Annotated in this window: 23 protein-coding genes; 12 read left to right on the top strand and 11 right to left on the bottom strand. The window is 59.6% G+C overall.

The window, feature by feature from the left end:
• Window positions 1-27: 27 nt before the first annotated feature.
• Entirely contained in the window at window positions 28-687 is a 660-nt protein-coding gene (locus CKW17_RS10915; protein ID WP_095119839.1) for a glutathione S-transferase, read from the bottom strand.
• Window positions 688-810: 123 nt separating this feature from the next.
• On the opposite strand from CKW17_RS10915, the gene CKW17_RS10910 reads away from it, so the two are divergent.
• The 3 genes from CKW17_RS10910 (at window position 811) to CKW17_RS10900 (ending at window position 4,633) form a co-directional block, all read left to right on the top strand.
• Complete coding sequence (locus tag CKW17_RS10910; protein ID WP_095119838.1) at window positions 811-1,101, top strand: hypothetical protein; 291 nt, start codon at window positions 811-813, stop codon at window positions 1,099-1,101.
• Between the two features lie 260 nt (window positions 1,102-1,361).
• The gene (locus tag CKW17_RS10905; protein WP_003229392.1) at window positions 1,362-1,607 is read left to right on the top strand and encodes a TIGR02647 family protein; all 246 of its coding nucleotides are present in this window, start codon (window positions 1,362-1,364) and stop codon (window positions 1,605-1,607) included.
• A 182-nt stretch (window positions 1,608-1,789) separates the two neighbouring features.
• Complete coding sequence (locus CKW17_RS10900; protein WP_095119837.1) at window positions 1,790-4,633, top strand: class I adenylate cyclase; 2,844 nt, start codon at window positions 1,790-1,792, stop codon at window positions 4,631-4,633.
• 6 nt (window positions 4,634-4,639) lie between these two features.
• Here CKW17_RS10900 and rnk read toward each other — a convergent pair whose 3' ends face one another.
• The 3 genes from rnk to cyaY form a co-directional block, all read right to left on the bottom strand.
• The gene (rnk, locus tag CKW17_RS10895) at window positions 4,640-5,059 is read right to left on the bottom strand and encodes a nucleoside diphosphate kinase regulator (RefSeq protein ID WP_016985881.1); all 420 of its coding nucleotides are present in this window, start codon (window positions 5,057-5,059) and stop codon (window positions 4,640-4,642) included.
• 147 nt (window positions 5,060-5,206) lie between these two features.
• Entirely contained in the window at window positions 5,207-5,428 is a 222-nt protein-coding gene (locus CKW17_RS10890) for a DUF1289 domain-containing protein (RefSeq protein WP_095119836.1), read from the bottom strand.
• Between the two features lie 4 nt (window positions 5,429-5,432).
• Complete coding sequence (cyaY, locus tag CKW17_RS10885; protein ID WP_077575013.1) at window positions 5,433-5,765, bottom strand: iron donor protein CyaY; 333 nt, start codon at window positions 5,763-5,765, stop codon at window positions 5,433-5,435.
• A gap of 317 nt (window positions 5,766-6,082) precedes the next feature.
• On the opposite strand from cyaY, the gene CKW17_RS10880 reads away from it, so the two are divergent.
• From CKW17_RS10880 to CKW17_RS10855, 6 genes are read left to right on the top strand one after another with little or no spacing between them, the layout of a single operon-like run.
• Window positions 6,083-6,256, top strand: coding sequence for a lipoprotein (locus CKW17_RS10880; protein WP_095119835.1), 174 nt, complete (start codon window positions 6,083-6,085; stop codon window positions 6,254-6,256).
• Between the two features lie 9 nt (window positions 6,257-6,265).
• Window positions 6,266-7,513: a diaminopimelate decarboxylase gene (gene lysA, locus CKW17_RS10875; RefSeq protein ID WP_095119834.1), complete on the top strand. Its 1,248-nt coding sequence runs from the start codon at window positions 6,266-6,268 to the stop codon at window positions 7,511-7,513.
• A 3-nt stretch (window positions 7,514-7,516) separates the two neighbouring features.
• Window positions 7,517-8,347 carry a diaminopimelate epimerase gene (dapF, locus tag CKW17_RS10870; protein ID WP_095119833.1) on the top strand — a complete coding sequence of 277 codons (831 nt, stop codon included), beginning with the start codon at window positions 7,517-7,519 and terminating at the stop codon, window positions 8,345-8,347.
• A gap of 13 nt (window positions 8,348-8,360) precedes the next feature.
• The gene (locus tag CKW17_RS10865; RefSeq protein ID WP_008084574.1) at window positions 8,361-9,086 is read left to right on the top strand and encodes a DUF484 family protein; all 726 of its coding nucleotides are present in this window, start codon (window positions 8,361-8,363) and stop codon (window positions 9,084-9,086) included.
• Between the two features lie 2 nt (window positions 9,087-9,088).
• The gene (xerC, locus tag CKW17_RS10860) at window positions 9,089-9,988 is read left to right on the top strand and encodes a tyrosine recombinase XerC (protein WP_095119832.1); all 900 of its coding nucleotides are present in this window, start codon (window positions 9,089-9,091) and stop codon (window positions 9,986-9,988) included.
• Complete coding sequence (locus CKW17_RS10855; RefSeq protein WP_095119831.1) at window positions 9,985-10,692, top strand: HAD family hydrolase; 708 nt, start codon at window positions 9,985-9,987, stop codon at window positions 10,690-10,692. The genes xerC and CKW17_RS10855 overlap by 4 nt, the downstream gene beginning before the upstream one ends.
• A 182-nt stretch (window positions 10,693-10,874) precedes the next feature.
• On the opposite strand, the gene sutA is transcribed toward CKW17_RS10855, so the two are convergent.
• The 4 genes from sutA to glnK all read right to left on the bottom strand — a co-directional run bounded on the left by sutA (window position 10,875) and on the right by glnK (window position 13,659).
• Window positions 10,875-11,201 (bottom strand): transcriptional regulator SutA, encoded by a 327-nt coding sequence (sutA, locus tag CKW17_RS10850; RefSeq protein WP_007920420.1) that lies wholly within the window; start codon window positions 11,199-11,201, stop codon window positions 10,875-10,877.
• 102 nt (window positions 11,202-11,303) lie between these two features.
• Window positions 11,304-11,729: a secondary thiamine-phosphate synthase enzyme YjbQ gene (locus CKW17_RS10845; protein ID WP_007920418.1), complete on the bottom strand. Its 426-nt coding sequence runs from the start codon at window positions 11,727-11,729 to the stop codon at window positions 11,304-11,306.
• A 215-nt stretch (window positions 11,730-11,944) separates the two neighbouring features.
• On the bottom strand, window positions 11,945-13,282 hold the full coding sequence (locus CKW17_RS10840; RefSeq protein ID WP_038359173.1) for an ammonium transporter: 1,338 nt from the start codon (window positions 13,280-13,282) through the stop codon (window positions 11,945-11,947).
• Window positions 13,283-13,320: 38 nt separating this feature from the next.
• A complete protein-coding gene (gene glnK / locus CKW17_RS10835) occupies window positions 13,321-13,659 on the bottom strand; it encodes a P-II family nitrogen regulator (protein WP_002555808.1) in 339 nt (112 codons plus the stop codon).
• A 414-nt stretch (window positions 13,660-14,073) separates the two neighbouring features.
• Between glnK and CKW17_RS10830 the strand changes: the two genes are divergently transcribed.
• From CKW17_RS10830 to CKW17_RS10825, 3 genes are all read left to right on the top strand, one after another.
• Window positions 14,074-14,334, top strand: a complete 261-nt coding sequence (locus CKW17_RS10830) for an accessory factor UbiK family protein (protein WP_007920416.1) — start codon at window positions 14,074-14,076, stop codon at window positions 14,332-14,334.
• A gap of 1,010 nt (window positions 14,335-15,344) precedes the next feature.
• A complete protein-coding gene (locus CKW17_RS30345; protein ID WP_176470058.1) occupies window positions 15,345-15,515 on the top strand; it encodes a hypothetical protein in 171 nt (56 codons plus the stop codon).
• A gap of 173 nt (window positions 15,516-15,688) precedes the next feature.
• Complete coding sequence (locus CKW17_RS10825) at window positions 15,689-17,182, top strand: YifB family Mg chelatase-like AAA ATPase (protein ID WP_095119830.1); 1,494 nt, start codon at window positions 15,689-15,691, stop codon at window positions 17,180-17,182.
• Here CKW17_RS10825 and CKW17_RS10820 read toward each other — a convergent pair.
• The 3 genes from CKW17_RS10820 to CKW17_RS10810 all read right to left on the bottom strand — a co-directional run bounded on the left by CKW17_RS10820 (window position 17,179) and on the right by CKW17_RS10810 (window position 21,692).
• Complete coding sequence (locus CKW17_RS10820) at window positions 17,179-18,393, bottom strand: aldose 1-epimerase family protein (RefSeq protein ID WP_095119829.1); 1,215 nt, start codon at window positions 18,391-18,393, stop codon at window positions 17,179-17,181. The two genes, CKW17_RS10825 and CKW17_RS10820, sit on opposite strands and share 4 nt — an antisense overlap.
• A gap of 219 nt (window positions 18,394-18,612) precedes the next feature.
• The gene (locus CKW17_RS10815; RefSeq protein WP_095119828.1) at window positions 18,613-20,589 is read right to left on the bottom strand and encodes a methyl-accepting chemotaxis protein; all 1,977 of its coding nucleotides are present in this window, start codon (window positions 20,587-20,589) and stop codon (window positions 18,613-18,615) included.
• A 182-nt stretch (window positions 20,590-20,771) separates the two neighbouring features.
• Complete coding sequence (locus CKW17_RS10810) at window positions 20,772-21,692, bottom strand: LysR substrate-binding domain-containing protein (protein WP_095119827.1); 921 nt, start codon at window positions 21,690-21,692, stop codon at window positions 20,772-20,774.
• Window positions 21,693-21,756: the final 64 nt, after the last annotated feature.

Below are 21,756 nucleotides of genomic sequence, written 5' to 3'. Positions count from 1 at the left end.
ATAGCTGCTTTCAACTCACTACAAACCTCACTTCTTGGCAGCGATCATCGCCAAAAACGCCGGCATCGCCGCCCCCTTGTCCGCCGCAATCTTCTGCACATGCGGATTCTGTTCAAGCCGCTCCAGCAACGCCTTCGCCTGTGGCATCTCAGCCAGCAAATCAATCCCGAACAGCTTCTGCCCGACCGCACAGGCCAGCGGCACGCTGTAGAGGAAATACAAATCTGCGATGCTCAGACTGTCGCCCGCCACGTACGGGGCGAACTTGCCGTGTCGTCCCAGCGCCGCAAAACCCAGCAGCAATTCGGTTTTGGTTTTTTCCTTGATCGCCTCCGGCAGGGTCATGCCGAAGAACGCTTCGCCATAGCAGGCGCGTCCCGGCAGTTCGATGTACAGCTCGATTTCCTTGGCAATTGCCAGCACCTGTGCGCGCTCGAACGGATCGCTCGGCAGCAGCGGTGTGCCTTTCTGGGTCTGTTCGACGTATTCGAGAATGATCGCGGTCTCGTTAATGAAACCGGCGTCCACGCCCAGCACCGGTACCTTTCCGCGCGGGCTGATGGCCAGTGATTCCGGGGTCTGCGCCGGGTAGAACGTGACCTCCTCGAACGGCAGGCCTTTTTCCAGCAGCGCCAGTTTGACCATGTTGTAGTAGTTGCTGACTGAGAATCCGTAAAGCTTGAACATCAAATAGCCTCCAGGCCGTGCGGGGTGGGCAGTGCCTGTTTATAGATCGCGCAGGCGAATCGCGCCAGCAGCATCACGCCGCTGAATGCGGGTAAACTGGCGCCTTTCCTTGAGGAGCCTGCCATGAGCGAGCCGACAGACATCGACAACGACAATGACGAAGAAGAGTTCGCCGAGGCTACGTTGATCGAAGCCATCGAGAACCAGATCGAAAGCGACAACCCGCCAGCGGCCAAAGCGACTTTCAACAAGCTGACACTGGTCGGAACCGAGCGTGAAGAAATCCTCAACCTGATGGCGCATGTACTGGCTTATGAGATTGACGCGATGCTCGATGAAGACCGCGCGTTCAATACCGAATGGTACGAAGCGGCGTTGCGTGCATTGCCGGAATTACCGCCAGAAAAGCAGTAAGCCAAACACATCCCCCTGTGGGAGCGAGCCTGCTCGCGAATGCCGTGTATCAGCAAAAACCACGCTAAATGACACACCGCTTTCGCGAGCAGGCTCGCTCCCACACAATTTGTCACCCATCTATCGGCCCTGCGCCTGAGCCCCGACTACACTGGAATCCGCCTCAAGACAAAATCCCTGATCTGAGCACTGGACATGCCGCAAAAGCGGGTTCACCTTAGGGACGCTGTCGTCCAATTCCTAGAAAGTCTGGAGTCCTTATGTCGCTTACCCCTGAGTTGGTTGCCGAACTGGAAGTCCTCGCACTCTTCAACCTGGACAGTTCCCAGGAAGGTTTGAAAATTCATCAGACCGCTGCCCCGAAACACATTGCCGCTGCCAAACGCCTCTTCGAAAAAGAACTCACTGATCAGCCCGATGGCGGTTATCTGACCAGCCTCGGTCGCGACGCTGCACAAAATGTGCAAACCGTGCTGACCATTCTGAGAGAGCAGGAAACCGCCTGATCCCCCTGACTTCGCCCACGGGAACTCCTGCCACGGGATTTCCGCGGGCCTGCCCGGCCTCCCGCGATATAAATCTGCCGTCAAAAAACAAATTCAGCTTAAAAGTCCCGCTGCGCTAAGGCTAAACTGCCTGACATTCCGAGACCCTCTACGTCCGAGCCTGCGAGCCGGTTTGAGCTGACATGACGCGCACCCACGAAATCCGCCCCGACCTGGACGAAGGCATTGACCGCAAGGTCCTCAGCCAGCTGCGCGCGCGTTTTCTCAAACTCAATGAAGGCCGCCTCGGCCGCGCCCTGGAAGGTTTGTCGACGCGCCAACAGAGCGTGTTGACGCTGTTGCCGCTGTTCTTCCACGTCAACCATCCGCTGCTGCCGGGTTATGTCTCGGGCAGTACGCCGGCGGGTCTGTCGAATTACGAGCCGGACACCAATACGCTTGCCGAAGCGCAACGCCTGACCCGTTCGTTCTCCTACAAACCGCGCCACGGCAGCAATCCACCGCGACCGATTCATGGCCTGTTTCTGATGGGCAGTCTCGGCACGCTGGCCCAGGCCGATCAGAGCGACATGGACGTGTGGGTCTGCCACGCGCCGGATCTGAGCGAAAGCGAGCTCGCCGAACTGAGCAAGAAATGTCAGCTGCTGGAAGCCTGGGCGGCGAGTCAGGGCGCCGAAGCGCATTTTTTCCTGATCGACCCGGAGCGCTTCGTCAAAGGCGAACGCGACACCCAGCTCAGCTCGGAAAACTGCGGGTCCACGCAACACTATCTGCTACTCGACGAGTTTTACCGCACCGCAATCTGGCTGGCCGGGCGCACGCCGATCTGGTGGCTGGTGCCGGTTTACGAAGAAACCGCCTACGACCTCTACACCCACACCCTGCTGTCCAAGCGTTTCATCCGCGCCGACGAAACCCTCGACCTTGGCCATCTGGCGAGAGTCCCGCCAGGCGAGTTCATCGGCGCCGGATTGTGGCAGCTGTTCAAGGGCATCGAGTCACCGTACAAATCGGTACTCAAACTGCTGCTGACCGAGGTTTACGCCAGCGAACACCCGCAGGTGCAGTGCTTGAGCCTGCGTTTCAAGAAAGCCGTGTTCGCCAACCAACTGGATCTGGATGAACTGGACCCGTACATGGTCGTGTACCGGCGCATCGAGGAGTACCTCACCGCGCGCAACGAGCCGGAGCGGCTGGAACTGGTGCGCCGCGCGCTGTACCTGAAGGTCAACCGCAAGCTCACCGGCAACAGCCGCACCCAGAGCTGGCAACGCACGTTGCTGGAACGACTGGCCAGCGAATGGCATTGGGATCAGCGACAACTGACCCTGCTCGACAGCCGCAGTCAGTGGAAAGTCCGCCAGGTCAGCGCCGAACGCCGCGCGCTGGTCAATGAGCTGAACTACAGCTATCGCTTCCTGACCCAATTCGCCCGCACCGAGCAGACCGTCAGCCTGATCAACAAGCGCGACCTCAATGTGCTGGGGCGCCGGCTCTACGCGGCCTTCGAGCGCAAGGCCGACAAGGTCGAGTTCATCAACCCCGGCATCGCCCCGGATCTGGCCGAAGACACCCTGACCCTGGTGCAGTCGCGTAACAAAAAGGAACCGGGACAAACCCAGTGGGGCTTGTATAACGGCAGCCTGACCGCACTGGAGTGGGAACACTTCGCACCGATCAAGCGCAGCCGCGAGTTACTGGAGCTGCTGACCTGGTGCCACCGCAACGGTGTGATCGACAGCAGCACGCGTCTGGCTTTGCATCCCGGCACCAGCGACCTGAGCGAGTTTGAGCTGTTCAACCTGCTCGGCAGCCTGCAACAGTGCATCGCCCTGCCCCTGCCTACAGTGGCTGAAGAGCCATTGCTGCGCGCCGCGGTGCCGAGCGAAGTGCTGATTCTGGTCAACGTAGGGATTGACCCGCTAAAACATCACCGCGACCTCAATATCCTGATGACCACCGAGCGTACCGACTCGCTGAGTTACGCCGGGGTGCGCGAAAACCTCGTGCTGACGCTGGACCAAGTCACGCTCAACAGCTGGAACGAAGTGCTGGTCAGCCGCTTCGACGGCCCGCATGCCCTGCTCGATTGCCTGCGCGATTACCTCAACAACTTGCCACGCGGACCGTTGCAGCCGTCGTTGAAGGTGCGTTGCTTCTGCCACAATCGCGCGCAGTTCATTGCCCGCCGGGTTGAAGAAATCATCGACACCGCGCAGAACCTGTTGCTCAGCGAGTTGAATCACCGCTACCTGATTCAAGTGCAGCAGCATTACCACGTACTGGAATTGGTGCCGGGCCAGGTCAACCACGTCGCCCTCGCCACCCTGCCGGCACTGCTCGATTACCTCGGTGAAGAACAGCCGCGCTACAGTCCGCTGCACCTCGACCCAATGGCGCTGGAAGATCACGACCTCGCATTGATCCTGCCGATGGGTCAGCCGGAATGCATTCAAGTGTTCTACCGGATTACCGAGCAGCAGGCTGAGTTGTATGTGCTGGATGAGTACAACGCGCTGTGGCAGCAACATTTGCCTTATCACGACGAACAAAGTCTGTTAGTGCCGCTGCAGCGTTTCCTGCAATCGATCCTGTTCCGCCGCGAAGCCGTGCTACCGATGGACGCCGGCCCGGATAGCCGCCTTGAAACTTTGTATTACCAGTTATTGCCTTCCGGCCCGGGGCGCGCACGACGGGTCGAAGCACGGCCGGCACCGCAGACGCCAGTGAACAAGCCGTTCTACGACGTACAGGCGATCGTCGGCAAAGCCGCACCGGGCGAAGTGCAGGTCACTCTGTATTGCAATCAACGGGAATTCAGCGAGCTGGAACATGGCGACCAGCTGTTCAGCGTGGTCGCCCGGGAGATCGTCGAGCAGCGCCGCGACAGCGAACGCTATCGCTGCTACATCACCGACCTCGACCTTTCAGGCCTGCTCGGTGACGGGCAGAGTTCAAGCAATCTGTATCTGCGCTACAAGGCTGACTTGGAGCGCGCCCTGAACGAGGCACTCGAACAGGTCTGAGGCGGGTTACTCGGGAAAAGCGCCACCGTTGGCCGGTTGCGATTCGACTTCAAGCAAGGTCAGTTTGAGGGTCTTGCCACCGGGTGCCGGCCAGTCAATGTGCTGACCGACCTTCAGGCCCAACAACGCGCTGCCGACCGGGGCCAGGATCGAGATCTTGCCTTCATCGGCGTTGGCATCCTTCGGATAGACCAGCGTCAGGTGGTAATCCTTGCCACTGCCTTCTTCGCGGCAATGCACACGGGAATTCATCGTCACGACATCGGCGGGCACTTCATCGTGGCCGACCACGGTGTCGGCGCGGTCCAGTTCGGTTTGCAGCGCAATCACGCCCGGCGCAGCCTGGTCTTTATCGTTCAGGCTATCGATCAGGCGTTCCAGACGTTGCACGTCCAGACGGGTAAGGGTGATGGAAGGTGCGGTCATGATCCGGGCAGACTCCTTTCTTCTGCACACAAAAAAAGCAAAACCCCGCCAAAAAAGACGGGGTTTTCACCAGGCCTCGATGGGTTGAGGCGTGTTCGGACACTATCACAGCTCAAAAAATATACAAGTCACCCACCCGGCCGGCCCCTACATTGAGGAATTGCGGCGGTCTGCGGCTTGGGCGCAGATGACCCGGCGGCGTTGATCGTCCGCCGAACGCCATTCGCGAATGTCTTCGACATGGCGGAAGCAGCCGAGGCAGACCTTTTGCTCGTCCAGTCGGCATACACCGCTGCACGGCGAAGGCACTGCCGCGCTGACATTGCTGTAAAGCGGCTTCGGCGGACGAGCGGGAGCAGTATCAGTCACGGAATCACAGACCTTCGAAGTCGAATTCAGCGCCGGCCTGCTGCTTGACGATGCGCTCGAGCATTTCGCCCAATTGCTCTTCGCTCTTGTCGCACATCCAGCGCTCGCTTTCTTCGTCGTAGTCGAAGTGGAAACCACCGGACACCGCCGCCAGCCACAGCTGACGCAGCGGCTCCTGGCGGCTGAAGATCAGCTGCGAGCCGTTTTCGAACTTGACGGTAAGCACACCGGCCGAGCTCTCCAGATCGATATCCAGATCACTTTCGTCAAAGATGTCTTCCAGTTTTTCCTGGGTTTCATCGACCAGATCGTGAAAACGGGCTTCGGACAAACTCATTGCGGCAACCTCAAAAAATGTCTGATCAGGCACAAGCGCCGAAAGATACGGACGCTGCCGGCCGATTGCAAAGATTAACGACCAAGCACCGGTCAGGGCATCGAACACCCAACCCTGTGGGAGCGAGCCTGCTCGCGAATGGCCGGCACATTCAACATTATTGTTGCCTGACACACCGCCATCGCGAGCAGGCTCGCTCCCACAGGGTTACCAGTGCTCACGGGCAAGCCCCGCCGGACGGGAGGGCCATCACATAGGCAAGCCGCCGGGTGGCCGGTATACTCCGGCGCAATTAACGCATTTTCAAGGATTTCGCCATGAAGCGCCTGATCTCTTCCCTTGCTGCGCTCGTCGCGGTTGCCTGCCTTGTTTCGGCCTGCGGTCAAAAAGGCCCGCTGTACCTGCCCGATGATGATCAGGACCCGGCCGAGCAAGCCCATTCTTCGCAAAAGCAGCCTGCTTCGAAAGCACACAAGCACGACGTTTACTAAGGGATCGCCATGGACGCTTTTAACTACCGTGGCGGGGAGCTGTTCGCGGAAGGCGTGGCGCTGTCAGCCATCGCCGACCGCTTCGGCACGCCCACCTATGTCTACTCGCGCGCGCACATCGAAGCTCAGTATCTGGCTTACGCCGATGCCTTGGCCGGCATGCCGCACCTGGTCTGCTTTGCGGTCAAAGCCAACTCCAACCTCGGCGTGCTGAATGTCCTGGCCCGTCTCGGTGCCGGTTTCGACATCGTTTCCCGTGGTGAGCTGGAACGCGTGCTCGCCGCTGGCGGCAGCGCTGACAAGATCGTCTTCTCCGGTGTCGGCAAGACCCGTGACGACATGCGTCGCGCGCTGGAAGTCGGCGTGCACTGCTTCAACGTCGAATCCACCGACGAGCTCGAGCGTCTGCAAGTGGTTGCCGCCGAGCTGGGCGTTCGCGCGCCGGTATCGCTGCGCGTGAACCCGGACGTCGATGCCGGCACCCACCCGTACATTTCCACCGGTCTCAAAGAGAACAAGTTCGGCATCGCCATTGCCGACGCCGAAGACGTGTACGTGCGTGCCGCGCATCTGCCGAACCTGGAAGTGGTTGGCGTTGATTGCCACATCGGCTCGCAACTGACCACGCTGCCACCGTTCCTTGATGCCCTCGATCGCTTGCTGGATCTGGTTGATCGTCTCGGCGATTGCGGCATTCACCTGCGCCACATCGATCTCGGTGGTGGTTTGGGCGTGCGTTATCGCGATGAAGAGCCGCCATTGGCTGCCGACTACATCAAAGCGGTTCGCGAGCGTCTCAACGGTCGTGATCTGGCGTTGGTGTTCGAGCCGGGCCGTTTCATCGTTGCCAACGCCGGAGTGCTACTGACCCAGGTCGAATACCTCAAGCACACCGAACACAAAGACTTCGCCATCGTCGACGCGGCAATGAACGACCTGATTCGCCCGGCGCTGTATCAAGCGTGGATGGACGTTACCGCGGTCAAACCGCGTGACACCGCTGCGCGCAAATACGACATCGTCGGCCCGATCTGCGAAACCGGCGACTTCCTCGCCAAGGACCGTGAGCTTGCGCTGGAAGAAGGCGACTTGCTGGCGGTGCATTCGGCCGGCGCCTACGGTTTCGTGATGGCTTCCAACTACAACACCCGCGGCCGTGCCGCCGAGGTGCTGGTGGACGGTGATCAGGTCTTTGAAGTGCGCCGCCGCGAAACCGTGGCCGAGCTGTTTGCCGGCGAAAGCCTGCTGCCGGAGTAACCCATGCTGCTGCGTTTTACTAAAATGCACGGCTTGGGCAATGACTTCATGGTTCTCGACCTGGTCAGCCAGCACGCGCATATTCAGCCAAAGCACGCCAAGCAATGGGGCGACCGCCACACCGGCATCGGTTTCGACCAGTTGCTGATCGTCGAGGCGCCGAGCAACCCGGACGTGGATTTCCGTTATCGGATCTTCAATTCCGATGGCTCGGAAGTCGAGCAGTGCGGCAACGGTGCGCGCTGTTTTGCGCGCTTCGTGCTCGACAAGCGTCTGACCGCCAAACGGCAGATTCGCGTCGAGACCAAGGGCGGCATCATCGAACTGGACGTGCGTAACGACGGCCAGATCGGCGTGAACATGGGCGCCCCGCGTCTGGTGCCGGCGGACATTCCGTTCGAAGCGCCGGCTCAGGCCAGCAGCTATCAGCTGGAAGTCGACGGCACCACGGTCGAACTGGCCGCCGTGTCGATGGGCAACCCGCACGCCGTATTGCGCGTGCAGGACATCAACAGCGCGCCAGTGCATGAACTGGGGCCGAAAATCGAACACCATCCGCGCTTCCCCGCGCGAGTGAACGTCGGTTTTCTCCAGGTCATCGACCGTAACCGTGCGCAGTTGCGCGTGTGGGAACGTGGTGCCGGGGAAACCCAGGCCTGCGGTACCGGTGCCTGTGCAGCGGCTGTCGCTGCGATCAGCCAGGGGTGGATGGATTCGCCGCTATTGATCGACCTGCCCGGCGGGCGTCTGTCCATTGAATGGGCAGGCCCTGGCCAACCGGTACTGATGACCGGTCCGGCAGTGCGTGTATACGAAGGACAAGTACGTCTTTGAGTGAGCAGAAACCATGACCGATAAGCCTCAGGTACCCGCCCGACAGTCCGACGAATCAGCGTCCGAGAGCCTCGAGGCGGCAGCGGTTGCCGCATACCTCGAGGCGCATCCGGACTTCTTCGTCGAGCACGAAGAACTGCTGCCCGCCCTGCGCATTCCTCACCAGCGCGGTGACACCGTTTCGCTGGTCGAGCGGCAGATGACTATCCTGCGCGACCGCAACATCGAGATGCGTCACCGCCTCTCGCATTTGATGGACGTCGCCCGCGACAACGATCGCCTGTTCGACAAGACCCGCCGTCTGATTCTTTCCCTGATGGACGCCGCTAGCCTGGAAGACGTGGTGATCAGCGTCGAAGACAGTCTGCGCCAGGATTTTCAGGTGCCTTTTGTCAGCCTGATCCTGCTCGGTGACAACCCGGCACCGGTCGGTCGCTGGGTTACCCACGCTGACGCGCAAGTCGCCATCGGCGGCTTGCTCACCGAAGGCAAAAGCGTCAGCGGCAGCCTGCGCGAGCATGAACTGGACTTCCTCTTCGGCGAAGAACAGCGCAAGCAAATCGGCTCCACCGCCGTGGTCGCCGTCAGTCACCAAGGCATCCATGGGATTCTGGCGATCGCCAGCCGTGATCCGCAGCACTACAAGAGTTCGGTCGGTACGCTGTTCCTCAGCTACATCGCCGAAGTCATGGGCCGCGTGCTGCCACGGGTCAACAGCTCCCTGCGCTCGGTACGCTGAACATGGAACGACAACTGGACGCTTACTGCGAACACCTGCGCAGTGAGCGACAGGTGTCGCCGCACACGCTGTCGGCCTACCGCCGCGACCTCGACAAAGTCCTTGGCTGGTGCGTCAAACAGAACATCGGCAGCTGGGCGGCACTGGATATTCAGCGCCTGCGCAGCCTGATCGCTCGCCTGCATGCGCAAGGACAATCTTCGCGCAGCCTCGCCCGGTTGCTTTCGGCGGTGCGCGGGCTTTATCACTATCTGAATCGCGAAGGTCTTTGCGACCACGATCCGGCGACCGGATTGGCGCCGCCGAAAGGCGAACGTCGCCTGCCGAAAACTCTCGACACCGATCGTGCACTGCAACTGCTTGAAGGTGCGGTCGAGGATGATTTTCTCGCGCGGCGTGATCAGGCGATTCTTGAGTTGTTCTATTCCTCCGGCCTGCGCTTGTCAGAGCTGACCGGGCTTAATCTTGATCAGCTCGACCTCGCCGACGGCATGGTCCAGGTGCTCGGCAAGGGCAGCAAAACCCGTTTGCTACCGGTGGGTAAAAAGGCCCGCGAAGCACTGGAGCAATGGCTGCAGTTGCGGGCCATGACCAACCCGGCGGACGATGCCGTGTTCGTCAGCCAGCAAGGCCGACGCCTTGGCCCGCGAGCGATTCAGGTGCGGGTCAAACTGGCCGGCGAACGTGAGCTGGGGCAGAACCTGCACCCGCACATGCTCAGGCATTCCTTCGCCAGCCATCTGCTCGAATCCTCGCAGGATCTGCGCGCGGTGCAAGAATTGCTCGGCCACTCCGATATCAAGACCACGCAGATCTACACCCATCTGGACTTCCAGCATCTGGCGGCGGTCTACGACAGCGCCCATCCACGGGCCAAACGCATGAAAGGCGACGATTCATGAGCATCCAGTTGATCACCTTCGACCTCGACGACACCCTGTGGGACACCGCCCCGGTAATCGTCAGCGCCGAAGCGGTATTGCGCGAATGGCTGAGCGAACATGCGCCGAATCTGGGCGCGGTGCCGGTCGAACATTTGTGGTCGATCCGTGAGCGGGTATTGGCTAATGAACCGGGGCTCAAGCATCGGATCAGCGCTCTACGTCGGCGGGTGTTGTTTCATGCGATGGAGGACGCCGGCTACGCCCATGGCGAAGCCACCGACCTGGCCGACAAGGGCTTTGAAGTGTTTCTGCATGCGCGGCATCAGATCGAAGTGTTCCCTGAAGTCGAGCCGGTGCTGGAGATTCTCGCCAATCACTATGCGCTTGGCGTGGTCACCAACGGCAACGCCGATGTGCGTCGATTGGGTCTGGCGGACTACTTCAAGTTTGCGTTGTGCGCGGAAGATATCGGCATCGCCAAACCGGATGCCCGGTTGTTCCACGAAGCCTTGCAGCGCGGTGGCGCCACGGCCGAAACCGCCGTGCACATCGGTGATCATCCGGGCGATGACATTGCCGGCGCACAGCAGGCCGGGTTGCGGGCGATCTGGTTCAACCCGGCGGGTAAGGTCTGGGAAGCGGATCGCCTACCGGATGCCGAGATTCGTAGCCTGAGCGATTTGCCAGCCGTTCTCGCGCGCTGGAATGCCTCCTCGAACTGACACAGTTCCCTTGTAGGAGTGAGCCTGCTCGCGATAGCGGAATGTCAGATACATCTATGTTGACTGACATTCCGCTATCGCGAGCAGGCTCACTCCTACAGGGGATGGTGGCGCGTGCGGAGTTCCAGGCATGAAAAAGCCCGCAGCGACGGCGGGCTTTTTCAGCAAGCAAGCGGCACGCCTCAGATAGGGCGGCTACCGTACTTGTTGTCTGGCTTCTTCGGAGGATCGGCGACCACATTGGCCTCCACTTCCTGCACTTTTCCGCCGCGCGACAGGAACTCTTCCATGGCCTTGGCCAGGGCGTCGCGTTCCTTGTTCTTGGCTTCAATGCTCGGCAACTCGTCTACCGACACCGCAGCCTTGGCTTTGCCTTTGGCAGCCGGGGCCGGCGTATCGTCGCCACCATCGTCGTCAGCAACGTCTTCCGCTGCTGCTTCCAAGCCTTCCTCGGCCTCGTCTTCGTCGCCTACTTCGAGGTCGTCGTTTTCCAGATCATCGTCGCTCATGTTCTACCTCATGACTTGCGAAAAGCAGATTAGTTATAGACCAGCTTTGGCAACTGTCGAAAGTCGCCGTTAAAAAATCAGTAACCATTGGTGACCAACGGTTTATGCCCCTTCACCGTGCAAGGTGGCGAGGACTTTTCGAGCACCGCCGTGATCACGGTGCTCGCCCAGATAAACGCCTTGCCAGGTCCCCAGTGCCAAACGACCTGCCGAAACCGGCAGACTGATCTGGCAGCCAAGCACGCTGGCCTTGAAGTGCGCCGGGAGGTCGTCCAGGCCTTCGTCGTTATGCTCATAGCCGTCTGTTCCTTGTGGGATCAGACGATTGAAAAATCGTTCGAAGTCGCGACGTACCGCCGGATCGGCGTTCTCGTTGATGGTCAACGACGCCGAGGTATGCTGCAGCCACAAATGCAACAGACCGACCCGGCACTCCCTGAGTTCAGGCAGGCCAGCGAGTAACTCGTCCGTTACCAGATGAAAGCCCCGGGGCCGCGCCCGCAGGGTTATCAGAGTCTGTTGCCACATACAGTTCTCCGCACGTTCGGGGCGCATTCTAGCGCGCTCTGGGAAAAAACAAAGGCCCTAATATTCCTGCAATCATGTAAGCCATTGGCCGCAGAAAAACGCCCGTCGTAAACACGACCAAAGCAGTACGAAAAATCCTTTCAGCTGCTCTCTGAATGACAAATTCCGGACAAAAAAATGCCCGGCGAACCGGGCAAATTTTTTAATGCGCGTACTTACAGGTTGTAGCCGCGTTCGTTGTGTTGTGCCAGATCGAGGCCAACCGACTCTTCTTCCTCGGTCACACGCAGACCCATGACGGCGTCGAGGACCTTGAGGATGATGAAGGTGACGATCGCGGTGTAGATCACCGTGAAGCCCACGCCTTTGACCTGAATCCACACTTGCGCACCGATATCGGTGACGGTGCCGAAGCCACCCAGCGCCGGCGCAGCGAAGACACCGGTGAGGATCGCGCCGAGGATACCGCCGATACCGTGCACGCCGAACGCGTCCAGGGAGTCGTCATAACCGAGTTTGCGTTTCAGGGTGGTGGCGCAGAAGAAGCACACCACGCCTGCGGCCAGACCGATTACCAGTGCGCCCATCGGGCCCACGGTGCCAGCAGCCGGAGTGATCGCTACCAGACCGGCCACCACACCCGAGGCAATGCCCAGTGCGCTTGGCTTGCCGTGGGTGACCCACTCGGCAAACATCCAGCCCAGTGCGGCGGCAGCGGTAGCGATCTGAGTGACCAGCATCGCCATGCCGGCGGTGCCGTTGGCCGCTGCAGCGGAACCGGCGTTGAAGCCGAACCAGCCAACCCACAGCATCGCCGCGCCCATCAGGGTGTAACCGAGATTGTGCGGAGCCATCGGGGTGGTCGGGAAGCCTTTACGCTTGCCCAATACCAGGCAGGCAATCAGACCGGCCACACCAGCGTTGATGTGCACCACGGTGCCGCCCGCGAAGTCGAGCACGCCCCAGTCCCACATCAGGCCGCCGTTGCCGGACCAGACCATGTGCGCGATCGGTGCATAAACCAGGGTGAACCAGATAGCCATGAAGATCAGCATCGCGGAGAACTTCATCCGCTCGGCGAACGCACCGACGATCAGCGCCGGGGTGATGATCGCGAAGGTCATCTGGAAGGTGATGAACACCGCTTCAGGGAACAACGCCGCAGGGCCGGTCAGGCTCGAAGGCGTGACACCGGCGAGGAACGCCTTGCCCATGCCGCCGAAGAACGAGTTGAAGTTGACGACGCCCTGCTCCATGCCGGTGGTGTCGAACGCAATGCTGTAGCCATAAATGACCCACAGGATGCTGATCAGACCGGTAATGGCGAAGCACTGCATCATCACGGAAAGAATGTTTTTCGAGCGAACCATGCCGCCGTAGAACAGCGCGAGGCCGGGGATGGTCATGAACAGCACGAGGGCTGTCGAGGTGAGCATCCAGGCAGTGTCGCCGGAATTGAGGACTGGGGCCGCCACTTCGTCTGCCGCCATTGCAAGGCTTGGCATTACGATGGACAACAGGGCTCCTAGCCCTGCGAATTTACGCAGAGTCATATTGTTTTCTCCTGGGGCGTTGGGGTTTGTGGCGGCGTTTAAATCGCGTCGGTATCGGTTTCGCCGGTACGGATGCGAATCGCCTGTTCCAGATTGACCACGAAGATCTTGCCGTCACCGATCTTGCCGGTGTTGGCCGCTTTGGTTATCGCCTCGATAACCCGATCCAGATCCTTGTCGTCGATGGCCACGTCGATTTTCACCTTGGGCAGAAAATCGACCACATATTCCGCGCCGCGATACAGCTCGGTGTGACCCTTCTGCCGGCCGAAGCCTTTGACTTCAGTAACGGTAATGCCCTGCACGCCGATTTCGGACAGCGACTCGCGCACGTCGTCCAACTTGAACGGCTTGATGATGGCAGTGACTAGCTTCATGAAAACTCTCTCCCGAATTGGTGGACTTGCCCCAGGAAAACAAACCCGACTCAAGTCTAAGCGCAGTGCCTGGCTTTGTAACGCATCGTCGGCCGTACCTGCCCGACTGACGCCAGCTAACCGCTGCCGACGAAACTCCCCGCTCCGTCTGCCGCACTGCATTCGTCACAGCGACTGCATCAGTGCATGGGTCGAAGGTGACTAAGCAGAAACCTTGCCATCTCGCCAAAGTCCCCTGATTTCAATCCCTTGGCCGCTGTCGCAAGCCGTCCGGTGCAAAAGGCCCTGCGGATACGCACAACAACGGTGCGTGGCCGTCCGTCCGCCTGCGCGAAAAGCGTGCATCCCTGACCACAAGATTGACTATAGACACTGCGTGATACACTGCCGGCCATTGTTTCCAGGACATCCACCATGCTCGCGCCCAAAGACTTCCTCGACGCCCTGAGCGGCACCGCCTCCCGCCTGTTCAGCGGCGACACCCCGCTGCCGAAAGCCGAAATCGAAAGCCAGTTCAAGATGCTGCTGCAGAGTGCCTTCAGCAAACTCGATCTGGTCAGCCGTGAGGAGTTTGATAGTCAGATGGTTGTGTTGGCGCGTACTCGCGCTCGACTTGAGAGTCTCGAAGCCAAAGTCGCCGAGATGGAAGCCAAGCTGACACCGCCCGCTGAATAACACCGCAATCCCCTGTGGGAGCTAGCCTGCTAGCGATTGAAGGTCGGTACGACCTTCCCATTCTTGGCAAACATTCGAAGTATGTATGTCGAAAGGTCAATCAAACCGCTCCTGCCGAGACAGGAGCGGTTTCCGTCAGATCAATCCTTACAACGAATTATTCCAACGGTCTCGCAGAATCTCGTACAGGCGAAAAGCCCATAACGCGATCCTGACGAGGCGCCACATATGTTTAAGAAACTTAGACATACTTTGGCCCTCCTTGCGTGGGGCCAAACCTCCGATGCACTTTCCGGCGTACGAACACCTTCGGGACTACACACGAGTGTGTCCGCCAAGGCGGCCGGGTGTGGGCTCCCCAAGATCAGCACCGGCACGGGTCTCAAACCGTGTCGAGGAACATGAATTTTTTTCGCTCCCGGCCACACTTTGCGAACACTCGATGAGTGGGCATCGTCACGGCGAATGGTATTCGCTGTCCGGCCGTGGCATTTAAACAAGTTGTATCAAGTCGTTATCATGTACCGGCAAACCGATGTCGGTCCTCGAATCTTTTAATCGATTGATTGGCTGAAATTTCAATGAAGCTTGCGCCACCGGTCAAATATGCATAATCTCGGGAAACACGAGTGTGTCCGCAAAGGATGCGCAGGCCTTGGCCTCACCGAAGCCTGCATATAAAAAACCGCCTTCTCAAGGCGGTTTTTTTCGTCTCGATTTTTATGGGGCATTACCCATAATTCAGGTTTACCTCATGGAGGCCACTTCCATGTGAAAGCACCGAACTATTTGCGGAGTGCCTACGCCTACCATGAGCTAGCCAGCTCAAATGTCCTTCATTCAAGTAAACAGCGTCCTAAATGACTTTCCCCTCACCTGATTGAGTGAGCATCCTCACCTTCGCTATTGTCTGCGACCTGATACAAGCAGAGCACAAACTATGTCTATGTATCTAGAAGCCTTGGCAGCAGGAATGCGTTCGATTCGAGCGTTCGAGACGTGAGGTATCCATGAAGCAGAAGAAGCAGAAAACCCAACCGGCACGGGTTTCCAAAACAGGTACCGAGACACTCGGTTTGCCGGACAGAGTTTCAGCCAGTCAGCGGCATTTTCTGAAAGTGGCCGCGACCTATGGCAAGGAAATGGAGCCCGATGGCTGGCTCGCCGGTGGTGAAACCTGAGTACCGCAAAAATGACCGCCAAACAGGTGGTTTTTTTATGCCTGAGGATTAGTGCCTTCAGCAACATCCAGTGAAAGTTCGCCCTTAAAACTGTCCGACCAACGCCCTCTCCCCAGACTACCCTTCAAAAAACCCGCAGGAAGCGGCTCCCCGATTCAGCTCAAGGAACGACCATGTCCCTCTCCATCGTCCACAGTCGCGCCCAGATTGGCGTGGAAGCCCCCGCTGTCACCGTCGAAGTCCATCTGGCCAACGGTCTGCCGTCGCTGACCATGGTCGGCCTGCCCGAGGCGGCTGTGAAGGAGAGCAAGGATCGGGTGCGCAGCGCGATCATCAATTCCGGGCTGCAGTTTCCGGCGCGGCGGATCACCTTGAATCTGGCGCCGGCGGATCTGCCCAAGGATGGCGGGCGGTTTGATCTGGCGATTGCCTTGGGGATTCTGTCGGCGAGTGTGCAGGTGCCGTGTCTGACGCTGGATGATGTGGAATGTCTGGGTGAGTTGGCGTTGTCCGGCGCAGTACGAGCGGTGCGCGGGGTTTTGCCGGCAGCGTTGGCCGCGCGCAAGGCGGGTCGTGCGCTGGTGGTGCCGCGGGCGAATGCCGAGGAGGCGTGTCTGGCCTCTGGACTGAAGGTGTTTGCGGTGGATCATCTGCTGGAGGCGGTGGCACATTTCAATGGGCATACACCGGTTGAGCCGTATGTGTCTGACGGGCTGATGCATGCCAGCAAGCCTTATCCCGACTTGAATGAAGTGCAGGGGCAAGCGGCGGCGAAACGGGCATTGCTGATTGCTGCTGCGGGTGCCCATAACCTGCTGTTCAGTGGGCCGCCGGGAACGGGTAAGACATTGCTGGCCAGCCGATTACCGGGACTGTTGCCGCCGCTGGCCGAGAGTGAAGCGCTGGAGGTTGCGGCGATTCAGTCCGTCGCCAGCGGCGTGCCGTTGACCCATTGGCCACAGCGGCCGTTTCGCCAGCCGCACCATTCCGCATCCGGCCCGGCACTGGTCGGGGGCAGCTCAAAACCGCAACCCGGCGAGATTACCCTCGCCCACCACGGCGTGCTGTTTCTCGATGAGTTGCCGGAGTTTGATCGCAAGGTGCTGGAGGTGCTGCGCGAGCCGCTGGAGTCCGGGCATATCGTGATTGCCCGTGCCAAGGATCGCGTGCGCTTTCCGGCACGCTTTCAACTGGTGGCGGCGATGAATCCCTGTCCCTGTGGATATCTTGGCGAGCCCAGCGGCAAATGTTCCTGCACCCCGGACATGGTGCAGCGCTATCGCAATAAGCTATCGGGGCCGCTGCTGGATCGAATTGATCTGCACCTGACGGTGGCGCGGGAAGCCACGGCGCTGAATCCTGCGATTAAGCCCGGCGAGGACAGCGCCAGCGCTGCCGCATTGGTGGCCGAGGCGCGGGAGCGCCAGCAAAAGCGCCAAGGCTGTGCCAACGCGTTTCTCGATCTGCCAGGACTGAAAAAACACTGCAAGTTATCCACAGCCGATGAGAAATGGCTGGAATCAGCGTGTGAACGGCTGACGCTATCGCTGCGCTCGGCACACCGGCTACTCAAGGTCGCCCGCACTCTGGCAGACCTTGAGCAAGTCGATGCAATCAAACGCGAACACTTGGCCGAGGCGCTGCAATATCGGCCGGCGACACCTTAATGCTCGGTCAGATCCACCAACGGCGTCTGCCGCACTTCGGTCTCGCGCCCCGCCTGAATCTCGGTCACACGCTTCAAGGCCTTATCCACAGCACCTTTGTCCGCGAGCAGACTGTAGCTGATCTGGAACTGTTTGTGTTCTTTCGGTGCAATGGTCGGCACCAGATTCAGCGGACGCTGATAGCGGCGGTTGTAAGAAAAACTGGTGCCCGGCTCCAGTCCCGTGACATAGCCCTGCCCTTGGGTATCAGTGTTTTTCCACAGGGAAAACACCGGCAACTGCTGGGTATTGAAGCCAACAGAAACACCGAGGCTGCCGGCCTTGTTATGCAGAACAGTCAGGGTTTCGCCTTTGGCGTCGGCATAGGGCACGACGTTGTAGACGGTTTCGTCGTAGTCCTTGGTCGGTGCGCGGTAGGTCTGCCAGTCTGGCAAATCACCCTTGGCCTTGTCGTTGAACGGCGACACCTGTTTCACCGGAGCGGCAAATCGTGCGCCTTGCTCGAGGAACGGCGTGCTGAAATTGCTGTGATACAGCGCCTGGTATTCCTTCGGATAATCGCCGTTGTTGGTCAGCGTATCGTTGAGGGCGAAGCGCACGCTGCCGGGCTCGGTGACCAGCTCAGTGACGACCGAGAAGTCGACTTTCTTGAACGCTTGCTCTTTCAGCTCGCCACGCAGACTGATGGCGTAGGGCGGCTTTTCATCGATGTGCAGCGTGACGGTACTGGCCGGGATGTTGGCAGCGCGTCCGTGCAAGGTCAGCAGTTCGCCATTGTCGATGCCGGGATGGCCAACCCATTCGTAACCGCAGCGGGCGACCAGTTCATTGAAGCCTTCCAGCCAACCCAGCCCGCCGCGTCCGTTGAGCTCGATGAAGGCCGGGTTGACCACGTCCTTGACTGGCGAATCCCAGCCCATACGCACGTTGCCGACAGAGGCCTGCAAGACATTCATGCCTCGGGTTGGCACCACCGAGAGTTTCATCATGCCGTTATCGATATCAACGATGCTGACACCTTCCTGCCGCCCACCGTGCAAGGTACGCAGGCTTACGGAGAAGGGTTTGTCGGTTTTTACACCGAGCTGTTCACTGGTGATGCTCCAGTTTTGTGCGGGCTTGTTGGTATCGAGAAGGACGTAATCCCAGGCCATGGCGTGGGAAGCAGCAGTGAATGCGCCGAGGGCGACGGCGAGTTTGAGCGGGGTCATGGCAGCAGCCTTTATTGGAGTTGTGCCATTTTTATAGCGCTGCGGAAACGTTTCAGCAAGTATGAAAGATCAAGAGTTCGAGTGTTTTACCCAGGATTGGCAGTGAGGCGATCGCGAGCAGGCTCACTCCTACAGGGATCTTCAGTGATCACAAACATTGCGACCAACCGATACACCTGTAGGAGCGAGCCTGCTCGCGAAAGCTATTTCAAAGGTGCATCAACGGAAGCGATCAACCTCGGAACGCAGGTCCGCCGCCAGCTTCTCCAGCTCCTTAGCCGTAACAGCCAGGTTCGACACAACCTCACGCTGCTCACTGTTGGCCAGTGCGATGCTCTGCAAATTACTGCTCAACAACGTCGCAGTGCTGCTCTGCTCCTGAGTCGCCGTGGTGATCGCGGCAAACTGCTGCCCCGCCGAACGGCTCTGCTCATCAATACGTGCCAGCGCCGACGCCACGTTGGCGTTACGCGACAAGCCTTCCTGCATCAGCACATTGCCCTGCTCCATGGTGCTGATCGCGTTGCCGGTTTCCTGCTGGATGCTGTGAATCATGCTGGAAATTTCATCCGTCGCCTGACGAGTACGCGAGGCCAGGCTGCGCACCTCATCGGCCACCACAGCAAAGCCACGACCCTGCTCACCGGCGCGGGCAGCTTCGATTGCTGCGTTAAGTGCCAGAAGGTTGGTTTGCTCGGCAATCGACGTAATCACACCGACGATGCCGCCAATTTCCTGCGAACGCTGACCGAGGGTGTTGATCACGGTGGCGGTGCTGTTCAGGGCGCCAGCGATTTGCTCCAGCGAGGACGACGCTTCTTCCATCGAACTGCGGCCAATCTGCGTCTGCTGAGCATTCTCCTGCGCCAGACGCTGGGTCGCGCCCATGTTGTCGGCAATGTTCAGCGAGGTCGCGCTGAACTCTTCCACCGCACCTGCCATGCTGGTGATTTCGCCAGACTGCTGCTCCATGCCTTCATAGGCACCGCCGGACAGACCGGACAAGGCTTGCGCACGGCTGTTGACCTCTTCCGAGGAGCGGCGGATATGCTCGACCATGGTCGACAGCGCCTGGCTCATCTGGTTGAACGCACGAGACAACTGACCGATTTCGTCATTGCTCGATACGTTCAGGCGAACGCTCAGATCACCGGCGCCCAAGGCCTCGGCCTGACGCACCAGATCACTCAATGGTGCGAGCTTGCTGCGCAGCAGCCAGACCACCGAACCAACCGCCAACAGCATCGCCAACAGACTGCCGATCGCCAGTTGCGTACCGACGCTCCAGGTCACTGCGCGGATCTCGGTTTTCGGCATGCTCGCCACCACCGACCACGGCCCGCCGTCGAACGGCACGGCAACGCTGTAGAAGTCCTCGGATTTGTCGGCCCAGAACTGACCTTTGCCCGGCGTCTTGGCCAGACCAGTGATCACTGGAATCGACTGATCCAGCGCCTGCACACCCGCCGGTGCAACCAGCCATTTGTTCTGCTCGTCGAGCAGCGCCAGCGAGCCGGTCTGACCGATGCGGAAGCGCTTGAGGTTGTCGAACTGGGCGTTCTGCGCGTCGGTGTAATCGAAACCAACGAACAGCACCGCAATCACCTTGCCGCTGCCATCGCGCACCGGGGTGTATTGGGTCATGTAAGAGCGCTCGAACAACAAGGCGCGACCGACGTAGCTTTGTCCTGCCATCAGCTTCGCGTAAGCCGGGTGCGCGTGGTCGAGCAAGGTGCCAATGGCGCGAGTGCCATCCTGCTTGGTCAGCGAGGTGCTGACCCGTACGAAGTCTTCGCCGCTGCGCACGAACAGCGTGGCGACGCCGGCGGTCATCTGCTTGAACTCGTCGACTTCCTTGAAGTTGTTGTTCAACACTTCGCTGCCCAGGTGCAGGCCCGGGGTCTGGGTGCCGGCCACCGTCACCGGTTCACTCGGGTGAATGCTCAGACCCGCGCTGAAGCGCTTTTCGAACAACCCGCTGAGCCGCTGGGTGCTTTCACGCAGCGTGCCGTGAAAGGTGCTCAGTTGGTCGGCCAGCAGCCGCGCCTCACTGGCCAGATGCTCTTCACGGGTAGCGAGGTTGGCGGAATCCAGCGAACGCAGGGCGAACACCGTACTGCCACTGATGACTATCGCCAGTATCACGGCGAGGGCGAGGCCTAACTGTGAGGCGATCCGAGCGCGAGGTTGAGACATGACAGCTCCTGGCCGAACTTTCCGATCCTCCTTGATCGCAGCTCGGATAATTTTTAATAGTGGGGGTGAATCGTGGATACCGGCACGACGGTTCCACATGCACGTATTCGGCGGTAAAGCCGAATACTTGAGCGAGCAGCAGGGTTATGGCACAAGGCCGCCATTGTGGCGGCTCGAACGTTTCAGCTCAAGCGCGCAACCGCCGGCAGTTCCATGGCGCGGACTTCGCCTTGCAGGAAGTCGCTGAGACGACGCAAACGTTCACCTCCGGGACGGGTTTTTGGCCACACCAGGTAATAATTCAGTCCGCTGGCGACGGCCGTCGGCCACGGCAGGCTCAGTCTTCCCTGCGCCACATCTTCTGCGACCATCAACAGGTCGCCCATCGACACACCATAACCGCGCGCCGCTGCGATCATGCCCAATTCCAGAGTGTCGAACACCTGCCCGCCCTTGAGCGAGACCTGATCGGACAAACCCATGTGCTCCAGCCAACTGCGCCAGTCGCGGCGATCCGGCGTCGGATGGAGCAATTCGGTGGACGCCAGCCGGGCCAGATCCCACGGTTGATCATTGAGCAGGTTCGGTGCGCCGACGGGAATCAGCTCTTCGGGAAACAGCAAACTCGCCTCCCAGTCCGGCGGAAAATGCCCGTCACTCAACAGCACAGCGCAATCAAAAGGCTCATCGTTGAAGTCCACCGAATCCACATCCATCCAGGCGCTGGTCAGTTGCACTTCATTGCCCGGTTGCAAATGACGGAAACGACTGAGCCGCGCCAGCAACCAGCGCATGGTCAGGGTCGACGGGGCTTTCATGCGCAGGATGTCGTCTTCGGCGCGCAAGGTATTGCAGGCCCGTTCAAGCGCACTGAAGCCTTCGCGGATTCCCGGCAACAGCAAACGCGCCGCTTCGGTCAGCTGCAGATTGCGCCCGCTGCGATGAAACAGCCGACAGGCGAAGTGATCTTCCAGGGTGCGAATATGCCGACTCACTGCACTCTGGGTAATCGACAACTCTTCAGCCGCACGGGTGAACGAGCTATGTCGCGCCGCCGCTTCAAATGCGCGCAGGGCATACAAGGGAGGAAGACGACGGGACATGCAGAAAGCTCCTACAGCGGGATGCAGCCGACGTGAAAGAATTTGCTCAAGATGAGTTTTAATC

This window comes from Pseudomonas sp. Irchel s3f10 (assembly GCF_900187515.1).
Lineage (GTDB): Bacteria > Pseudomonadota > Gammaproteobacteria > Pseudomonadales > Pseudomonadaceae > Aquipseudomonas > Aquipseudomonas tensinigenes.
The sequence above is the reverse complement of the archived record's forward strand: the minus strand, read 5'-3'. Positions and strand labels throughout refer to the sequence as shown.